This is a genomic window from Acinetobacter sp. YH01018, from assembly GCF_013420295.1.
GTDB lineage: Bacteria > Pseudomonadota > Gammaproteobacteria > Pseudomonadales > Moraxellaceae > Acinetobacter.
The window spans coordinates 1-15,760 of the sequence record NZ_VOYL01000034.1 but is presented as its reverse complement, the minus strand read 5'-3'; the positions used below and the strand labels follow the sequence as shown (position 1 = coordinate 15,760).

15 protein-coding genes and 1 pseudogene are annotated in these 15,760 nt (G+C 41.3%); 7 read left to right on the top strand and 9 right to left on the bottom strand.

Going from position 1 to position 15,760, the window contains the following annotated elements; genetic code table 11:
- Window positions 1-71: 71 nt before the first annotated feature.
- The 4 genes from rpmE to FTT83_RS11355 all read right to left on the bottom strand — a co-directional run bounded on the left by rpmE (window position 72) and on the right by FTT83_RS11355 (window position 4,583).
- Window positions 72-296 carry a 50S ribosomal protein L31 gene (gene rpmE / locus FTT83_RS11370; protein WP_001200845.1) on the bottom strand — a complete coding sequence of 75 codons (225 nt, stop codon included), beginning with the start codon at window positions 294-296 and terminating at the stop codon, window positions 72-74.
- 203 nt (window positions 297-499) lie between these two features.
- Window positions 500-1,498 carry a bile acid:sodium symporter family protein gene (locus tag FTT83_RS11365; RefSeq protein WP_180176621.1) on the bottom strand — a complete coding sequence of 333 codons (999 nt, stop codon included), beginning with the start codon at window positions 1,496-1,498 and terminating at the stop codon, window positions 500-502.
- A 227-nt stretch (window positions 1,499-1,725) separates the two neighbouring features.
- On the bottom strand, window positions 1,726-2,127 hold the full coding sequence (gene gloA, locus FTT83_RS11360; protein WP_166166964.1) for a lactoylglutathione lyase: 402 nt from the start codon (window positions 2,125-2,127) through the stop codon (window positions 1,726-1,728).
- Window positions 2,128-2,420: 293 nt separating this feature from the next.
- Window positions 2,421-4,583, bottom strand: coding sequence for an MFS transporter (locus FTT83_RS11355; RefSeq protein ID WP_180043288.1), 2,163 nt, complete (start codon window positions 4,581-4,583; stop codon window positions 2,421-2,423).
- Between the two features lie 184 nt (window positions 4,584-4,767).
- Here FTT83_RS11355 and FTT83_RS11350 point away from each other — a divergent pair, with 184 nt between their 5' ends.
- A complete protein-coding gene (locus FTT83_RS11350) occupies window positions 4,768-7,383 on the top strand; it encodes a Lon protease family protein (RefSeq protein ID WP_373456129.1) in 2,616 nt (871 codons plus the stop codon).
- Between the two features lie 89 nt (window positions 7,384-7,472).
- Here FTT83_RS11350 and grxD read toward each other — a convergent pair whose 3' ends face one another.
- Window positions 7,473-7,814 carry a Grx4 family monothiol glutaredoxin gene (gene grxD, locus FTT83_RS11345; protein WP_086175639.1) on the bottom strand — a complete coding sequence of 114 codons (342 nt, stop codon included), beginning with the start codon at window positions 7,812-7,814 and terminating at the stop codon, window positions 7,473-7,475.
- Between the two features lie 164 nt (window positions 7,815-7,978).
- Here grxD and FTT83_RS11340 point away from each other — a divergent pair, with 164 nt between their 5' ends.
- A complete protein-coding gene (locus FTT83_RS11340; protein WP_180043287.1) occupies window positions 7,979-9,190 on the top strand; it encodes an aspartate aminotransferase family protein in 1,212 nt (403 codons plus the stop codon).
- Between the two features lie 54 nt (window positions 9,191-9,244).
- On the opposite strand, the gene FTT83_RS11335 is transcribed toward FTT83_RS11340, so the two are convergent.
- From FTT83_RS11335 to surE, 3 genes are all read right to left on the bottom strand, one after another.
- Window positions 9,245-10,174 (bottom strand): LysR family transcriptional regulator, encoded by a 930-nt coding sequence (locus FTT83_RS11335; protein ID WP_166166970.1) that lies wholly within the window; start codon window positions 10,172-10,174, stop codon window positions 9,245-9,247.
- A 93-nt stretch (window positions 10,175-10,267) separates the two neighbouring features.
- Complete coding sequence (locus FTT83_RS11330) at window positions 10,268-11,077, bottom strand: peptidoglycan DD-metalloendopeptidase family protein (protein ID WP_166166973.1); 810 nt, start codon at window positions 11,075-11,077, stop codon at window positions 10,268-10,270.
- A 116-nt stretch (window positions 11,078-11,193) separates the two neighbouring features.
- Window positions 11,194-11,964 (bottom strand): 5'/3'-nucleotidase SurE, encoded by a 771-nt coding sequence (gene surE / locus FTT83_RS11325; protein WP_166166976.1) that lies wholly within the window; start codon window positions 11,962-11,964, stop codon window positions 11,194-11,196.
- Between the two features lie 110 nt (window positions 11,965-12,074).
- Between surE and FTT83_RS11320 the strand changes: the two genes are divergently transcribed.
- The 5 genes from FTT83_RS11320 to FTT83_RS11300 all read left to right on the top strand — a co-directional run bounded on the left by FTT83_RS11320 (window position 12,075) and on the right by FTT83_RS11300 (window position 15,434).
- A complete protein-coding gene (locus tag FTT83_RS11320) occupies window positions 12,075-12,449 on the top strand; it encodes an MCR_0457 family protein (RefSeq protein ID WP_180043286.1) in 375 nt (124 codons plus the stop codon).
- A 233-nt stretch (window positions 12,450-12,682) separates the two neighbouring features.
- Window positions 12,683-13,069, top strand: coding sequence for an MCR_0457 family protein (locus tag FTT83_RS11315; protein WP_180043285.1), 387 nt, complete (start codon window positions 12,683-12,685; stop codon window positions 13,067-13,069).
- A 119-nt stretch (window positions 13,070-13,188) separates the two neighbouring features.
- A complete protein-coding gene (gene dacC / locus FTT83_RS11310; protein WP_086195658.1) occupies window positions 13,189-14,337 on the top strand; it encodes a D-alanyl-D-alanine carboxypeptidase PBP5/6 in 1,149 nt (382 codons plus the stop codon).
- A 94-nt stretch (window positions 14,338-14,431) separates the two neighbouring features.
- Entirely contained in the window at window positions 14,432-14,974 is a 543-nt protein-coding gene (locus FTT83_RS11305; RefSeq protein WP_180176620.1) for a gamma carbonic anhydrase family protein, read from the top strand.
- 184 nt (window positions 14,975-15,158) lie between these two features.
- Entirely contained in the window at window positions 15,159-15,434 is a 276-nt protein-coding gene (locus tag FTT83_RS11300; RefSeq protein ID WP_180176619.1) for a hypothetical protein, read from the top strand.
- Between the two features lie 209 nt (window positions 15,435-15,643).
- Here FTT83_RS11300 and FTT83_RS16105 read toward each other — a convergent pair.
- Window positions 15,644-15,760: pseudogene (locus FTT83_RS16105) on the bottom strand (transposase); the annotation flags it as partial.

Here is a 15,760-nt window from a genome sequence, read left to right as displayed (position 1 = left end):
TAATTGAGTCATTGATGAAATAACGGACATAAAAAAACGGGCAAGAAGCCCGTTTTTTTTCATTTTGGGTATTAACGTTTGATAGAACGTGACATACCTGCAAAACGTTGTTTAAATTTGTCGATACGGCCGCCAGTGTCCACATTCTTTTGTTTACCAGTATAGAATGGGTGGCATGCTGAACATACATCTAGGTAAATTGTTTCTTTACCAAGCGCTGAACGAGTTTCGATTACGTTACCACATGAACAAGTAGCAACTAATTTTTCATATTTTGGGTGAATATCGGCGCGCATCGTCGATTACTCCTAAGTTAAGAAAGGCTTATGCTGTCATCGCAATTGATCACTCTCATGATTCATGAGGAATAAGCTTGATCCAGGAAAAAGCCAGACCAACACCACAACAGACCATTCTTTTGGCCCACCGAGACGGATACCGTCAGAGCTAAGCACAACAAGTGGGCGCAATTATACGGGAAAAAATAACAGATAGCGAATTATTCTTTACCCTCTTCTATCTCTTTAAACTCATCTACAGGATGTTTTGACCAGTAATTGGCAATGACTCCACAGACCATAAGCTGAACTTGATGAAAAATCATAATTGGCAACACAATCATGCCCAAAGGCTGCCCAATAAACAGGATTTGCGCCATTGGAACACCACTGGCCAGTGTTTTTTTCGAACTACAAAAGAACATGGCAATTTGATCTTCTCGGTTAAAACCCAGCCATTTTGGAATATATAAAGCCAGTAACATGATGATAGTAAAAAAGACTGAACAGACCACGGTCAAAGCTAGCAACGTTTGCAAGCTTACTTCCTGCCACAAACCGGCAACCACCGCCCCACTAAATGCCCCATACACCACCATTAAAATAGTGCCCTGATCAAAGGCTTTAACTATACCTGGCTTTTTCAGCATCAAAGGATAAACATATGGTCGCAGGATTTGCCCTAAAATAAACGGCACCAGTAATAACAAGGTGATTTGAACAATCGAGGAAGTTGGATCAAAACCATGCTGTGACTGACCTAGAATAAAGAAACTGACCAATACCGGGGTAATAAACATACCAACGATATTGGAAAATGAAGCACTACACACTGCACTGGCGACATTACCTTTTGCTACCGAAGTAAACGCAATGGAAGATTGCACGGTAGAGGGCAAGAAGCACATAAACAGGAAGCCCCAATACAGTTCCTTACCTAATAGAGGTAACAGAATGGGTTGTGCAAGTAATCCAAGGATAGGAAATAATGCAAAAGTAAATACAAAAACCACCACATGAAACTTCCAGTGCATGATGCCTTGCATCACCGCTTCTCGGGACAGTTTTGCTCCATGTAAAAAAAACAGGATTGCAATGGCAATGCTGGTTAAAATTCCAAAAACATCTGCAGCTCCGCCTGCTACTGGAGCTATACTGGCCAAAATTACCATCACTACCAGCAAAATGGTAAAGCGGTCCAATGCCAACAGTTTTAACATTATTACGTCCTGTAAATGACAGCCAATAAAAAACCCAATAAGTGATTTTACCTTGCGGTAAAGTTTCATCTTACTGGGCTGAATAAATAAAGCCAGTGTTTCAACTCAATGTTGAATATTTAGTTTATCTATATCACTTTATGATGAGACTTCTGTCATCAATTCCTTTTATTTATCCTTATGGGAGAAAAAATAAAAAGAGTGTCAATAATGAGCAAAGAAGTCTGTTAGTTATTTCTGGCATTAACATCTTGCTGAATTAGCTCGATTTTATAGCCGTCTGGATCTTCAACAAAAGCGATCACGGTAACACCACCCTTCATTGGACCAGCTTCACGCACCACCTTACCACCACGTGCCTTGATCTCTTCACAGGCTTTATAGGCATCATCGACCGCAATCGCAATATGGCCATAGCCATTACCCAGCTCATAACTTTCTGTGTCCCAGTTATGCGTCAATTCCAGTACGGTATGGTTTTCTTCATCACCATAGCCGACAAAAGCCAGAGTGAATCGACCTTCTTCATAATCACGTTTACGAAGCAAAGTCATACCGAGTACTTCAGTATAAAACTTTAAAGATTGTTCCAGATTGCCTACACGTAACATGGTATGCAGCATGCGCATCATTCATTTTCCTATGTTTCAATTTTTACAGACACTATAGGGATTCAGCGTGGAAAATTCAATTTAGCAATCTGGCAGTTGATATCATTTATTGTTCCACGTCCCCATTATTATTAAATTTTTAAATCAATGCTCTGTTTAGTTTAACAGTACAGCACACCCTAATGATGGAGTCTTTACTTAGGCTATTTTAAAAATAAGACTGAACCTTTGCAGCAATTTTTAGCCAAAGAAAAACCCATTTCATCCTCAAGACAAAATGGGTTTTTCATTCATTTTTTAAAAATTTGAGCTTAATTGGACTGTTGCTGATGTTCACGCAACAGCTTCGCCACCCAGACCACCAAGATTAAAATTGGAATGCCAATCAGTGTGGTCATGAGGAAGAAATTTGGATAACCGATATTGGTCACAATGGTTCCTGAATAGCCGCCTAAAATCTTCGGCGTTAAAGTCATCAGCGAACTGAAAATGGCATATTGTACTGCAGTGAAAGATACACTGGTTAAACTGGACAAAAATGCGATGAATGCTGCACCTGCCAATCCCGATGCCAGGTTATCGACAATAATGGCAAAATATAACCACAGCGAACTATAAGGTTTAATCACCTTACCGCTAATTTCAACATCGTCAACCGATTGAACATCGATTGCCGCTAAAGGCTGTACATCAATATCCAGATCTTTGGCTGTAGTTGAGTTCATATCGACCGTATAGCGATGCTGTGCGCTTAAAGTGGCTTTGTCATGATCCACCACTTCAGCCACAAGCTGTTTTGATGCTGAATTTACCAGGCTTTCTGCTGGAATAGCGGTGCTAAATACACCTGTTTTGTCCAGATTGGCATCAAATTTTTGACCGTCCAAACTTAGGACAATTTTTTGTGTTTCATTCAAGAGTTGCCCAACATACTGGCCCCGTACCACCAGACTGTTCTGTTGTTCATTTGAAGCAATAACATTATCGCTGGTCACCGGCAGAATTTGCATCATGCCTGATTGAGCACCTTGCTGTTGCGCATTCTGTTTTAAATAGGGAACTGTGCTCACTACTGAGGGTTGTGTATCATTTTGATATTGCACTTGAACCTGTACTGCATTGGCTTGTGCCAAAACCTGACTCGGCACTTTCAGTTTCCAGTAACCCACTTCATCCGACTGAACCTGATACTTGTGCTGACCTACCATGACTTGAACATCATGAGTCGGCTGACCAGATTTGACCAAGCCAATAAAAATCAGGTTGGTTGAGCTTGCCAGCACTGCACCGACAAACATCAGTTTCATAATGTTCATACGCTGTGCCAGTAAGCCTCCCAGGAAACCACCGACCAGGCTGAAAATTACCCCATAAATTTTTACCGCTTCCGCAATCTGCTCTTTACTGAAGTTTAAATCCTGATAGAAAACATTGGAGATGACCCCGGCAATAATGTCTGAGATGCGATAGAAACCGATGAGCAATAACAGAACCAAAGCCAGCTTTAAGCCATAGCGTCTAAAAAAATCGGCAATCGGGCTGATCCAGGTTTCCATAGCCATTTGCTTGTTGACCGCACCCATTTTGACCAATAATGAGCCCAGCAATACGGCTACCGCAGCAGATCCAACAAAGCGCAAGGTTTCAAAGCAAAACAGCAATAATGAATCGGTAATTGCAAATTGTGCCTTAACAGATTCGGTTAGAGTTCCGGAAAAAATATAGCTCAATACAAAGCCAATCACTGCAACAAAAAACACGGCCACCAGACGATAGTAATCACTACGCTTATAATTTTTATAAGTACGATCAACCTTCGGTTCACGAATCACTAAAGTGGTGATAATTCCGACCAGCATGACTGCTGCCATAACCAAATAAGTGATTTTCCAAGCGCTATAAATATAGTTTCCCTTAGCCGTTCCAAGTGAGGCCGCAAGGAACAAGGCACCTGCACCGGCCACAATCATCCCGATGCGATAACCTGCATTATAAGTCGAGGCAAGCACTGTCTGCATTTCAGTTTCTGCAAGCTCAATACGATAGGCATCAATCACAATATCCTGAGTTGCTGCAGAGAAACCGAGTAATACGGCTCCTGCTGCCATCTGATACAAATAGCCCTGACTGAGTGCTGGATTAGAAAAAGCCATCATACAAATGGCACTGATAATTAAAACTTGTGCAATCAGCAACCAGGCCCGACGTCGCCCCAGCTTTTGGGTCAAAAATGGCACCGGCAACTCGTCAATCAAAGGTGCCCAGACAAATTTGAATGAATAACCCAAGGCTGCCCAGCTAAAAAAGGTTACTGCGCTTTTTTCAATACCGGCTTCCCCCAACCATAAGGACAGACTGGAAAAGATCAAAAGAATGGGAATACCAGCTGAAAAGCCTAAAAACAGCATGATCAATGCACGACGATCGAGAAAAGCAGTAAAGGCAGATTTCCACCCTGTAGATTGTGTTGTCATTACGTTGTTTTTTTCTGCAAAACTGAATGCTGCTATTCAAACGCTTAATAAGTTCAGTTTCAACAATAATTGTGAAATCATTATTTTATTTTGTTGATAAAAACGACCTGCGCGCTTGAATTTTTCAACTAAACCTGTATACCTTTAAATCTCTATTGCAATATTTTAGTTTTGGATTTAAACAGTGCCCCAAAAACTCGATCAAATGAATTCTTCATTATCTGCAACAACTACAGTGACTCAACCAGACCCTCTACAAAGCAGTTTAATTTCAGCATTCGATCAACCGGAAATTCAAAACACACTAACCAAAACACAGCTTCAGCCCAAGCAACTGACGCATATTCCCAATCTTGAAAAAATTCCTGCGTCAACACGAAGAATCAAACCGCTAAATGATTTTCTTGGGCAAGATCGCGCACGTGCCTCGGTTGAAGCAGGCATCGCCTTGCCTTACTCGGGCTATAATATTTTTGCAGTCGGTACGGCAGGCTTAGGTAAACGCACCATGATCAAGCGTTTACTGCAACAGCATGCCAAGACCATGCAAACCCCGAATGACTGGGTCTATGTCAACAATTTCAAGTTTCCCCGTCAGCCGATCGCACTTGAACTGCCACCAGGACAAGGTCCTAAATTCCAGGCTTTGCTGCACCAAACCTGGCAAACCATCTTAAAACAGCTGGAACGGCGCTTTACTGCGGAAACCTATCACAACCGTATTGAAATGATTCGCGAGCAAACCGGCGATGAACAGCAATCGGCCTTGGTCGAACTGACCAAAGAAGGTGCAAACTTTGATTTAAAACTGATTTCGCAAGATGATGAACACTGTTTCGTGCCGGTTCATCTTAAAAACAATGAATATCAGGAAATGTCTAAAGAAGACATTAATGCCTTGGATAGCAAACAGCGCGCAGAAATTGCTGCAAACATTCGCTACATGAATAAAAAACTGGAGCGCTTGGGCCTACATTTAGGTGATCTGGAAGATGATGCACGAGATCAGGTCCAGCATCTCAACCGTGACATTGCTAAACAGGTGGTGATGCCGCGCATTGATCTGATTCAGAACAAATATCCCGATGTCGATGGCCTGACCGAATATCTGCAATATTATGCGGAAGATATTATCAATAATGTAGAAATTATTCTCGAGCAAGAAGAGGATGATTTTGCTCCGGGCATCTTCAGTCGCGTGCCTTCACGTTATCAGGCCAACATCATTGTTTCCTACAAACCCAATAGCGGTGCGCCGGTGATTTTTGAAGACTTCCCGACCCACTACAACTTGTTAGGACATGTGGAACAGCTTACTCAAAATGGGACCATCACCACCGATTTCACCCTAATTCGTCCGGGTTCACTGCATCGGGCGAATGGCGGTTTTCTGATGCTCGAAGCAGAACAACTGCTGGAACAGCCTTATGCATGGCAAGGTTTAAAACGTGCCCTGAAATCAGGAAAATTAAAGCTGTCCTCGCTGGAACATATGCTGACCTTAACCGGCAGCATCTCCATCGAACCACAAGCGATTCCATTAAATATTAAAGTAATTTTGCTTGCAGAACCTGAAATTTATTATGAAATTTTAGAACTGGAACCTGAACTTGGCAGCGTGTTTAAAATTCGTGCCGATTTCACCGATACATTACAACGTAATGACATTAATGAACAAGCCTATATGCAATTGATTGCAGACTATGTTCAGGCTGACAAACTGTTACCTTTTGACCGTTCTGCACTAGCAGCATTGCTCACCGACTCAAGCCGTCAGGCGGAAGATCAAAGTTCATTGTCATTGCATGCCTTAACTTTGGGGGATCTGATCCGGGAAGCACATCATCATGCAGCGCAAGCCGGTGATAAAACCGTTTCGGAAAAACATATCAATACCGCACTTGATCATCGCAAATATCGCCTAGGTTATTTACGTGAATTGTACTGGCAAGATTTAACGCGTGGCACGCAGTTAATCGAAACCAAAGGCCACCGTTTGGGTCAAATTAATGCCCTATCGGTGATTCAATATGCCGATGTCGAATTTGGCTTACCTTCACGTTTGACTGCATCGGTCTATCAAGGTGGCGGTGACATTCTGGATATCGAGCGTAGTGTCGAATTGGGGGGCTCACTGCATGCCAAAGGCATATTGCTGATGTCGAGTTTTCTGAAAGCGCATTTTGGTCGTGAACAGATGCTGCATTTTTCGGCTGCCCTCGCCTTTGAACAAAGTTATGGTCAAATCGACGGTGACAGCGCAACCGTAGCTGAGCTTTCTGCCCTTATTTCTGCCATTAGCCAGTTACCGATTGACCAGTCCTGGGCCATTACCGGCTCAATGAACCAGTTGGGTCAGGTTCAACCAATTGGAGGTGTCAATGCCAAAATTGAAGGTTTCTATGATGCCTGCAAGCTGCAAGGCTTAACAGGCAAACAGGGAGTGATTATTCCACATCAAAATATGGAACACCTGATGTTACGTCATGATGTGATTGAAGCTGTGGCCAAAGGTCAGTTCCATATTCACGCCATTGAAACCATTGACCAGGCTCTAGAAATTTTAATGGCACGTCCTGTCGGCATACTGAATAAAAAAGGCCGTTACAGTAAAGGTTCCATTTATGCGGCGGTCATGGATCAATTAGAATATTGGCAAGCGCTTGAAGATGGTGCCGAACTGGAAGAAGAGCCGAAGAAAAAGAAAAAAAAGAAGAAAGACAAGAAAAAAACCAAAGTTGAAGCATCTGCCAATCAAGCTGTAACCACTGCAGCAGTTGAGCCGAAAGCCAATGAGTAAGACCCGCTCACAGAAAAAGTATGATTTTTTCTGAGATATAAAAAAGCGCCTTGAAGGCGCTTTTTTTAATTCAACTTCACATCACTGAATTAAGCTTCAGGTGCCGGGCTGTACTGTTCGACCAAAGGTTTTAACTCACCTTTTTGGAACATATCCAGCATGATATCGCTACCACCGATCAATTCACCATTGATCCACAATTGTGGGAACGTAGGCCAGTTGGCAATTTTCGGTAAAGTTGCACGGATATCCGGGTTTTCCAAAATGTTGACATAAGCAAATGGACGACCAATTTGACTGAGTGCTTCTACTGCACGTGCAGAGAAACCACATTGTGGAAATTGTGGTGTACCTTTCATGTAAAGTAATACTGCATGTTTAGCAATTTGGTCACGAATTAACGCTTCAGTATCGCGTACTTGTTCAGTCATTGATAAATCCTCAACTAATCTGCCTCGCATTATACCCAAAACTGGAGGAAACAGTATGTCTAAAGCAATAATTCCATTTTTATTTACATTTGGGCTTTTAATCTGTCCTGGATTTTGCTTATATAAACTTTTATTTTTCCCTCCTAAACAGATAAGAGTTAGTCATGAATAACATTACCCTTGCTCCTGTGCAAACTGATCAACCATCTCATTTGATGCCGGTATTTGGCCGTCAGCCGATCAGCTTTGTCCGAGGACGAGGTTCTTATCTTTATACTGAAGATGGTACTGAATATTTAGATGCATTGACCGGTATTGCAGTATGTGGCTTGGGTCACTCACACCCTGTGGTAACTGAAGCAATTGCTGAACAGGCAGCTACCCTGATTCATACCAGCAACATTTTTGAAGTACCTTGGCAAACTGCTGCTGCACAAAAACTGGCTGAAGTTTCAGGTATGGAAGAAATTTTCTTCTCGAATAGTGGTGCAGAATCAAATGAAGGTGCAATTAAAATTGCGCGTAAATTTGGTCATATGCAAGGGGTAGCCACACCTAAAATCATTGTTGCAGATCATTCTTTCCACGGTCGTACTCTGGCGACCCTGTCAGCAACGGGTAACAAAAAGGTTCAGGAAGGTTTTGCGCCTTTGGTTGAAGGTTTTATCCGTGTGCCTTTCGGGGATATCGAAGCGATTGAAGAAGCGGCCATCCATCATCCGGACATCGTTGCGATTTTAGTTGAACCAATTCAAGGTGAAGGGGGTGTCAATACCGCCCCTCAAGGTTTTAGCTACCTGGAAGAAATCCGTCAAATCTGTAACCAGCACAACTGGCTGATGATGCTGGATGAAGTTCAAACGGGTAATGGCCGTACCGGTAAATACTTTGCTTATCAGCACACCAATATTGTTCCAGATGTACTCACCACTGCCAAAGGGCTAGGCAATGGTTTCCCGATTGGTGCGGTGATGACTCAAGGCCGTGGCGTTGGTGTTTTAACTGCCGGCAACCATGGTTCAACTTATAGTGGTACTGCTCTGGGTTCACGTGTGGTTTATACGGTTATTGATACCATTCAAAAAGAACATCTGGTTGAAAATGCAGCAAAAATGGGAAGTTATATCGTTGAGCAGTTAACCCAGCAACTGGCTGATCAAAACGTTAGCGTTCGTGGTTTTGGTCTGATGATTGGTATTGAGTTGCCAAAAGCTTGTGGCGAATTGGTCAATGTGGCACGTGATGAATATCATTTAATTATCAATGTGACTGCAGGTTCTGTAATTCGTTTATTACCGCCACTCAACATTAGCCAACAACAGGCTGATCAATTGATTGAACGTCTGGTTAAAATGATCAAGGATTATTTAGCTTAAGCCTTCAATCCAGTCTAAAAAAGCCGCTAATCGCGGCTTTTTTATGCTTCATTTTTATGAAACTGCCTGGTAAATTCTTCCGCCGGGTAACTGGCTAAAGTATTGTTTTAATGCATCCAGACAACGATGAACCTTCATGGGTTGCTGATCTTTTTTTGCCGTGATGGCATATAAAGTGAAATTTTCCAGTTTCCACTCTGGTAAAACCTCTACCAGAGCACCATTCATTAAATCCTTTTGTACATCCAGATATAAAATTCGTGCAATACCATGCCCTTGCAAACATAATGATTTTGCAACCAGGACATTATTGGTACTTAAACGTGATTTCATTTCCAGATTCACTGTTTTATCTGACGCCGCATGTTGAAATGAAAAATGTTGATAATTTTTCATAATATTGATTGGAATCAGGTCATGATGATTTAAATCTTCAGGCCGCGATACAGGCGCCGACTGATTCAAATAACTTGGAGAAGCCACCAACACCTGCTCTACCAGAGCCAGAGGCATCACATTCAAATGATGATCTTCTATTTTTGGGCTCATGCGTAAAGCGATATCGATACGTCCTTCAAGTATATCAATATATTGATTATCGGCTTCTAAATGGACTGCTAAACCACGATGTGCCTGCATCCAGTGAGACAATGCAGGAATCACATGATTGGCACCAAGTTCCGGGGTTGTAGCAATGCGTAAATCCCCCACCAAGTCATCGCGTAACTCGTTGATACGGATTTTCCCACGCTCTGCAGCGGCAAGCATTTCTTGACAGCTGTGGAAAAAAGCCTGTCCAGCTTCAGTCAAATTCAATTTTCTTGTAGATCGATGTAGAAGTGTCACTTCCATTTCATTTTCTAAAGAACGAATTTGCTGACTCACGGCGCTGGTCGTGATTCCTAACTCACGTGCAGCACCGCTAAACGAGTTTTTTTCAACAACACAAGCAAACACACCCATTGCTCGAAGTTGATCTAACATAAATTTCCCTCTGAACTTATAATTGCTTTATCTTTCCGATAAAAGCAACTCATTGTATTATACGGCGAAATTTATGTTTTGTATTTGTAAAATTTAATTTATTGGTAAAACGATGGTCGGATTGATAGGTTTACCATTTAAACGCACCTGAAACTCCAGCATAGTACGATTTGTACCCGTTGAACCCATTTCAGCAATTTTCTGCCCTGCTGTCACATTCTGGCCACTGCTCACGTTCATTTTACTGTTATGGGCATAAGCGGTAATGTAGCCATCGATATGCTTGATCAGAACTAAATTGCCATATTCTTTCAAACCATCAGCCGCATAGACCACCTGACCATCAGCCGCAGCAAAAACCGCATCTCCAGTATTACCACCATAACGAATACCCTTTACATTTGCAGCCACATTAAAGTTTGCAATGACTGCGCCATTACTTGGTTTTACCCAGCGCAAAGCAGAGACTTTCGAAGATGCTACGGGGGCAGTCGCCGTGGTTGCAGGAACTGTAGTTTTAGCCGGTGTAGTCGGAAGTTGAACGGTTTGACGCTGAATCGGTGCAGCTTGGGTCACCGCTTGTGTAGTGGTGGTGCGACGTGAGCCTGAATCTTTTAAACGTAAAGATTGACCGACATAAATGCGATAGGGTGGCGCTATATCGTTCATATCGGCAACACTGGTATAAGACAGACCATAACGTGCAGCAATTCCGCTTAATGTATCTCCAGATCGAACCGTATAGTAATCCGGTGCAGCCGCATAACGTGTCGCATTATGAACTTGTGGTTTTGAAGCACAGCCACTCAAAATGGCTGTGGCAATAACAGCTGTAGACAAGACCATGGTTTTCAACAAACCCACAGGCGCAGCAAATAAGCGATATGGTGACACCAAGTGCATTAATCTTCCTCTCTACACATTAAGTCTATTTATTGGTTTGCACTAAGATTAGCAAAAAAGCATCTGAAAAATAGGGTCAATTCTGCTTTTTCACAAAGTTATAACACTACTGGGCATTATTTGGAAAACTCTGCATGTAATGTGTGCAAAATCTCATAATTTGTCGCGTCCATTTGAATTGGCGTAATGCTGACATAGCCATTTGCCACCGCAAAAAAATCCGATTCTATTTCAGTTAAACCTTTTTTAGGTTCAGCGACAGCTTCACCTGACAAACCAATCCAATAAACCTGACGTCCACGTGGGTCTACATGACTGCTAATCGGTTTAGATTGACTGCGACGTCCCTGATAAGTAATTTTCGAACCTCTCAATTCAGATATATCTGGAATATTCACGTTAAAAATATGACGTGGCGGTAAAGTCGGCAAACCCTGGGCAATAAAATCATGCACCCATTTTGCTGCTACGGCATAATCATTTGGATTGTCATAAGAACGGACATTGGGACCGGCCATGGAGACGGCAATAGCCGGTTGTTTCATTAGGCGGCCTTCGAAGGCGGCTCCGACAGTACCAGAATAAAGCACATCATCGCCCAGATTTGCCCCACTGTTAATTCCGCTGACCACCAGATCAAATTCAAAATCAAATAAGCCGTTCATGGACAGATATACACAATCTGCAGGTGTTCCATTGACTGCCCAGACATCTGCTGAAATTTGAACAGGTCTTAAAGGACGATCTAAGGTAAGTGCACTGGAAAAACCACTGCGTTCACTTTCAGGAGCAACGATGACTACACGACCAAGCGGAGCCAAAGCTTGAGCCAAGGCCTGAATACCGGGAGCAAAAACGCCATCATCATTGGCAATTAATATATTCACTTAAACATCTCTTAACGGTTAAAAATGACTAATCAGAACATTTGATTGAATTGTATAGAAAATTATATATATTTGACGCTCAACATCCATTCAAAAAGTGTGATTTAAAAATGACTAAAAGCATATCATTTCGTGGCTTATTGGGGTTAGGCATTGCGGCATTATTATCTTCCACTGTGTTAGCCAATGACGGTTTATCTCTGGAAGAAGCCAATACGATTGTGAAAGAAGACCTTGCTTCAACTCAGGTGATGGCTGAAGTATGCCCTGCCATTATTGGTAAAAATGCAAAATTTGATCAAAACATTCAGCTGTTGATTAAAGCTTATCTGCAAGACTATTCAGATCAATCGATGACTTTTGATAAAATTAAAGCAGATTCAGAGTATAAATCTGTTCTAGAAGAAGCTCGCCAGGCTGCAAAAGAAACCAGTAAAGATGAACAAAAATCGGTTTGCGAAGATGTTGTAAATTATCAGGTTTGATCATTTGCTCTTGTTTTATATAAGTTATCTAAAATATTGAACATCTTATTATGACCACAGGCATAAAGCAGATTCCTCTTTATGCCTTTTTAATTCTTTGCTGTTTTCATATTTTCTTGATGAACGTCATCATTTTCAACAGCTTTAATACATTTGTGTACTTACAGTTACCCCAAATACCGTTAATCTTATTTTTATTATTGTGATGTTTTTAAATCATTCAGGTCTGTTTAATGAAATTATCTATGCTTAAACCGCTTTCTTTGGGACTGTTAACCACTGCTGCCATGACCCTGTCTATGATTCATGCAGCCACACCAGATGAAAATATTGAAGTGACGCCACTACAAAAAGTCACCCAGCAAGAGCTGGCAGCCATTTATGTACTTTCAGAAGTCTGCCCTAGTTTAGTGAAAGATCATGCTAAATTTGAACAAGGTTATGCCAAGCTGGCACAAGAATATTTACCTGCCGACAATAATGCGGTTTCGAGCCTGGCTAAACTCAGCCAAGAGAAAAAATTTGAGCCTGTTTTAGCTGAAGCACGTAACGATGCAAAAAAAGCTGGAGATGCAAAAAATCAGGAAATTTGCCAAGAACTCACCACATACAGCAAATAACACAAATTGGTTACAATACTTTTGAAAATAAGCTGATTTCCCCCATAGAAGTCAGCTTTGCTTTGTCCTAAAATGCAAAGCTCTTTGTGCTTATTATTAAGATATTGGAACCACCCAGAATGACCCACAAAAGCGCCCTTGCTGCATTATTACTATTGCCGAGCTTCACATACGCAGCAACTGTCTTATCTGCACCGCCAGAACTCAATAATAAATCTTATGTTTTAATGGATTATGAGACAGGGCAAATCCTCGCATCAAAAAATGAAAATGAAAAATTAGCACCTGCTTCAATGACCAAGATGATGACCAGCTATATCATCGAACAAAAGTTATTGAGCGGTGAACTCACTGAAAATGAAAAAGTTCGTATGAACGAATCTGCGTGGTGTCGTGGTAGCAGCACGGAATCATGTATGTATGTCCCGCTTAACGGGACTGCAACAGCACTGGAAATGCTGCGTGGGATTATCATTCAATCTGGTAACGATGCCTCTAAAGCCATGGCAGAACATATTGCCGGTAATGAAGGTACCTTTGCACACATGATGAATCAGGAAGCAAAACGTATTGGCATGACCAATACCAGCTTCATCAATGCAACCGGTATGCCTGCAGAAGGTCACTACTCGACTGCCAAAGATATGGCGACACTTGCGCAACATATCATTCATGACAGTTCAAAATATTACCCAATCTACTCTGAAAAAGAATTTAGCTTTAACGGCATTAAACAAGGTAACCGTAATGCATTGCTTTATACAGACCCAAGTGTAGACGGTTTAAAAACCGGTCATACTGAAGAAGCTGGCTATTGCTTAACCACTTCCGCTAAACGCGGCCCAATGCGTTTAATTTCCGTGATTTTTGGCGCACCAAGCATGAACGAACGTGCCTCACAAACACGTGAAATTTTGGCTTGGGGTTATGCAAACTTTGAAACTGTTAAGGTTCAACCTGCCAATCAGGTTTTAGCCAAGTCAAAAGTTTGGTATGGCAAAAGCAATGATGTTCAAATTGGTCTGGCAGAAAACTTTAACGTGACCATGCCTAAAGGCGAAGCCAATGCCATTAAAACTCAATTGGTGGTTCAACCTAAACTGACTGCACCGTTGAAAAAAGGTCAAGTGGTAGGTAAATATGTAGCTACTTTAAATGGTAAAGTGATTGCAGAAAAACCGCTTGTTGCTCTTCAGGCGGTTGAAGAAGCTGGTTTCTTTGCAAAAATGATTGATCACATCAAACAATTCTTCGCAAACTTGTTCTAAGCACAGCTTTAGACTTAAGTTAAAGCATCCACACTTCGGTCTGGATGCTTTTTTATTTTATAATGCTTGAAAATTGACAGACTGAACCCCTCACATGGCTAAAAACATTCGCCCCTATTTAAATACCGCACCACAAGTTGATGACTCATGTTATATCGATGATATGTCAGTCGTCATTGGCGATGTGGTACTTGCTGAAAATGTTTCGGTGTGGCCGTTTGCCGTGATTCGTGGCGATGTCAACCATATCCGTATTGGTAAAAATTCCAATGTGCAGGATCATGCCATGCTGCATGTCAGCCATAAAAAAGCCGATAAACCTGAAGGTTCACCTTTAATTATTGGCGAAGATGTGACCATTGGTCATCATGTGACTTTACATGGCTGTACCATTGGCAATCGGGTATTAGTGGGGATCAACACCATCGTTTTAGATGATGTGGTGATTGAAGATGACGTGATGATTGGTGCAGGCTCTTTGGTTCCACCACGCAAACGTCTGGAAAGTGGTTATTTATATGTCGGCAGTCCGGTACAGAAAGTTCGTCCGCTTACAGAGAAAGAAAAAGAATTTTTGCCTTATTCGGCAAGACATTATGTGAAGGTGGCGAATAATTATTTAGATGAAACACATTAATTATTAAGCTATAGAAGCCGATAGAATTAATGAGCATTAGAAATAAGGTATCTCTAAATGAATATTTATTAGTCTTGAATGCAAAAAAATTAAAGACATGATAAACAATAGGTTACATTGTATGCCATTTAATATTTAAACAGGTGCAAAATAACTATGAGAGTTGATTAATTTTAGGAAAAATATGAAGCATTTTCTCTATGTCGGGTTACTGTTAATTACTGGCTGTGCAAGTACAGGAGTCATCCCTATTGGTACAGATTCTTATTTTATTGGCAAAAAAGATGGTACACCTGGGCTAGGAGTATCTTTAGAAAACAAAGCTTCTGTATATAGAGAAGCTAATGACTTTTGTAAAAAAAACAATCAAACGATGATAATTCTGGACGAAAAAACTATACCCGCTATTCCTGCAAGACTAGGTTCTACTGAATTAAAGTTTAGATGCCAAAAAAACTAGGTTTAATACCTAATAAAATTTAAATTTAATGAAATATTAAAGATAAAATTAATTTTACGATAGATATTGGTATTTTTTTCACCTGAATATTGACTATCTGCCTACAACTTTTCAAATACTAATATCTCTACTTTTTCAACTGAATCTGAATACTTGTGGTTACCGAATTACTGCATGATCGAATAACGCTGAGATTCGGTAAGTATCAACTAAAAAGTAAACATGTATTCATTACCAAAACCCTTTGAAATCTGCCCAACCCAACGCTCTATTTGATCTGCCTTCATCACCTTAAAATCCCGCCAGTTATACTTCATCTGCTTCCA

Bases quoted from the DNA above. Each gene is read 5' to 3' on its own strand.
- grxD (WP_086175639.1), bottom strand. From the start codon at position 7,814: ATGACTGAACAAGTACGCGATACTGAAGCGTTAATTCGTGACCAAATT.
- FTT83_RS11320 (WP_180043286.1), top strand. From the start codon at position 12,075: ATGACTAAAAGCATATCATTTCGTGGCTTATTGGGGTTAGGCATTGCG.
- FTT83_RS11355 (WP_180043288.1), bottom strand. From the start codon at position 4,583: ATGACAACACAATCTACAGGGTGGAAATCTGCCTTTACTGCTTTTCTC.
- FTT83_RS11300 (WP_180176619.1), top strand. From the start codon at position 15,159: ATGAAGCATTTTCTCTATGTCGGGTTACTGTTAATTACTGGCTGTGCA.
- FTT83_RS11335 (WP_166166970.1), bottom strand. From the start codon at position 10,174: ATGTTAGATCAACTTCGAGCAATGGGTGTGTTTGCTTGTGTTGTTGAA.
- gloA (WP_166166964.1), bottom strand. From the start codon at position 2,127: ATGCGCATGCTGCATACCATGTTACGTGTAGGCAATCTGGAACAATCT.
- FTT83_RS11305 (WP_180176620.1), top strand. From the start codon at position 14,432: ATGGCTAAAAACATTCGCCCCTATTTAAATACCGCACCACAAGTTGAT.
- FTT83_RS11340 (WP_180043287.1), top strand. From the start codon at position 7,979: ATGAATAACATTACCCTTGCTCCTGTGCAAACTGATCAACCATCTCAT.
- dacC (WP_086195658.1), top strand. From the start codon at position 13,189: ATGACCCACAAAAGCGCCCTTGCTGCATTATTACTATTGCCGAGCTTC.
- rpmE (WP_001200845.1), bottom strand. From the start codon at position 296: ATGCGCGCCGATATTCACCCAAAATATGAAAAATTAGTTGCTACTTGT.
- FTT83_RS11365 (WP_180176621.1), bottom strand. From the start codon at position 1,498: ATGTTAAAACTGTTGGCATTGGACCGCTTTACCATTTTGCTGGTAGTG.
- FTT83_RS11330 (WP_166166973.1), bottom strand. From the start codon at position 11,077: ATGCACTTGGTGTCACCATATCGCTTATTTGCTGCGCCTGTGGGTTTG.
- FTT83_RS11315 (WP_180043285.1), top strand. From the start codon at position 12,683: ATGAAATTATCTATGCTTAAACCGCTTTCTTTGGGACTGTTAACCACT.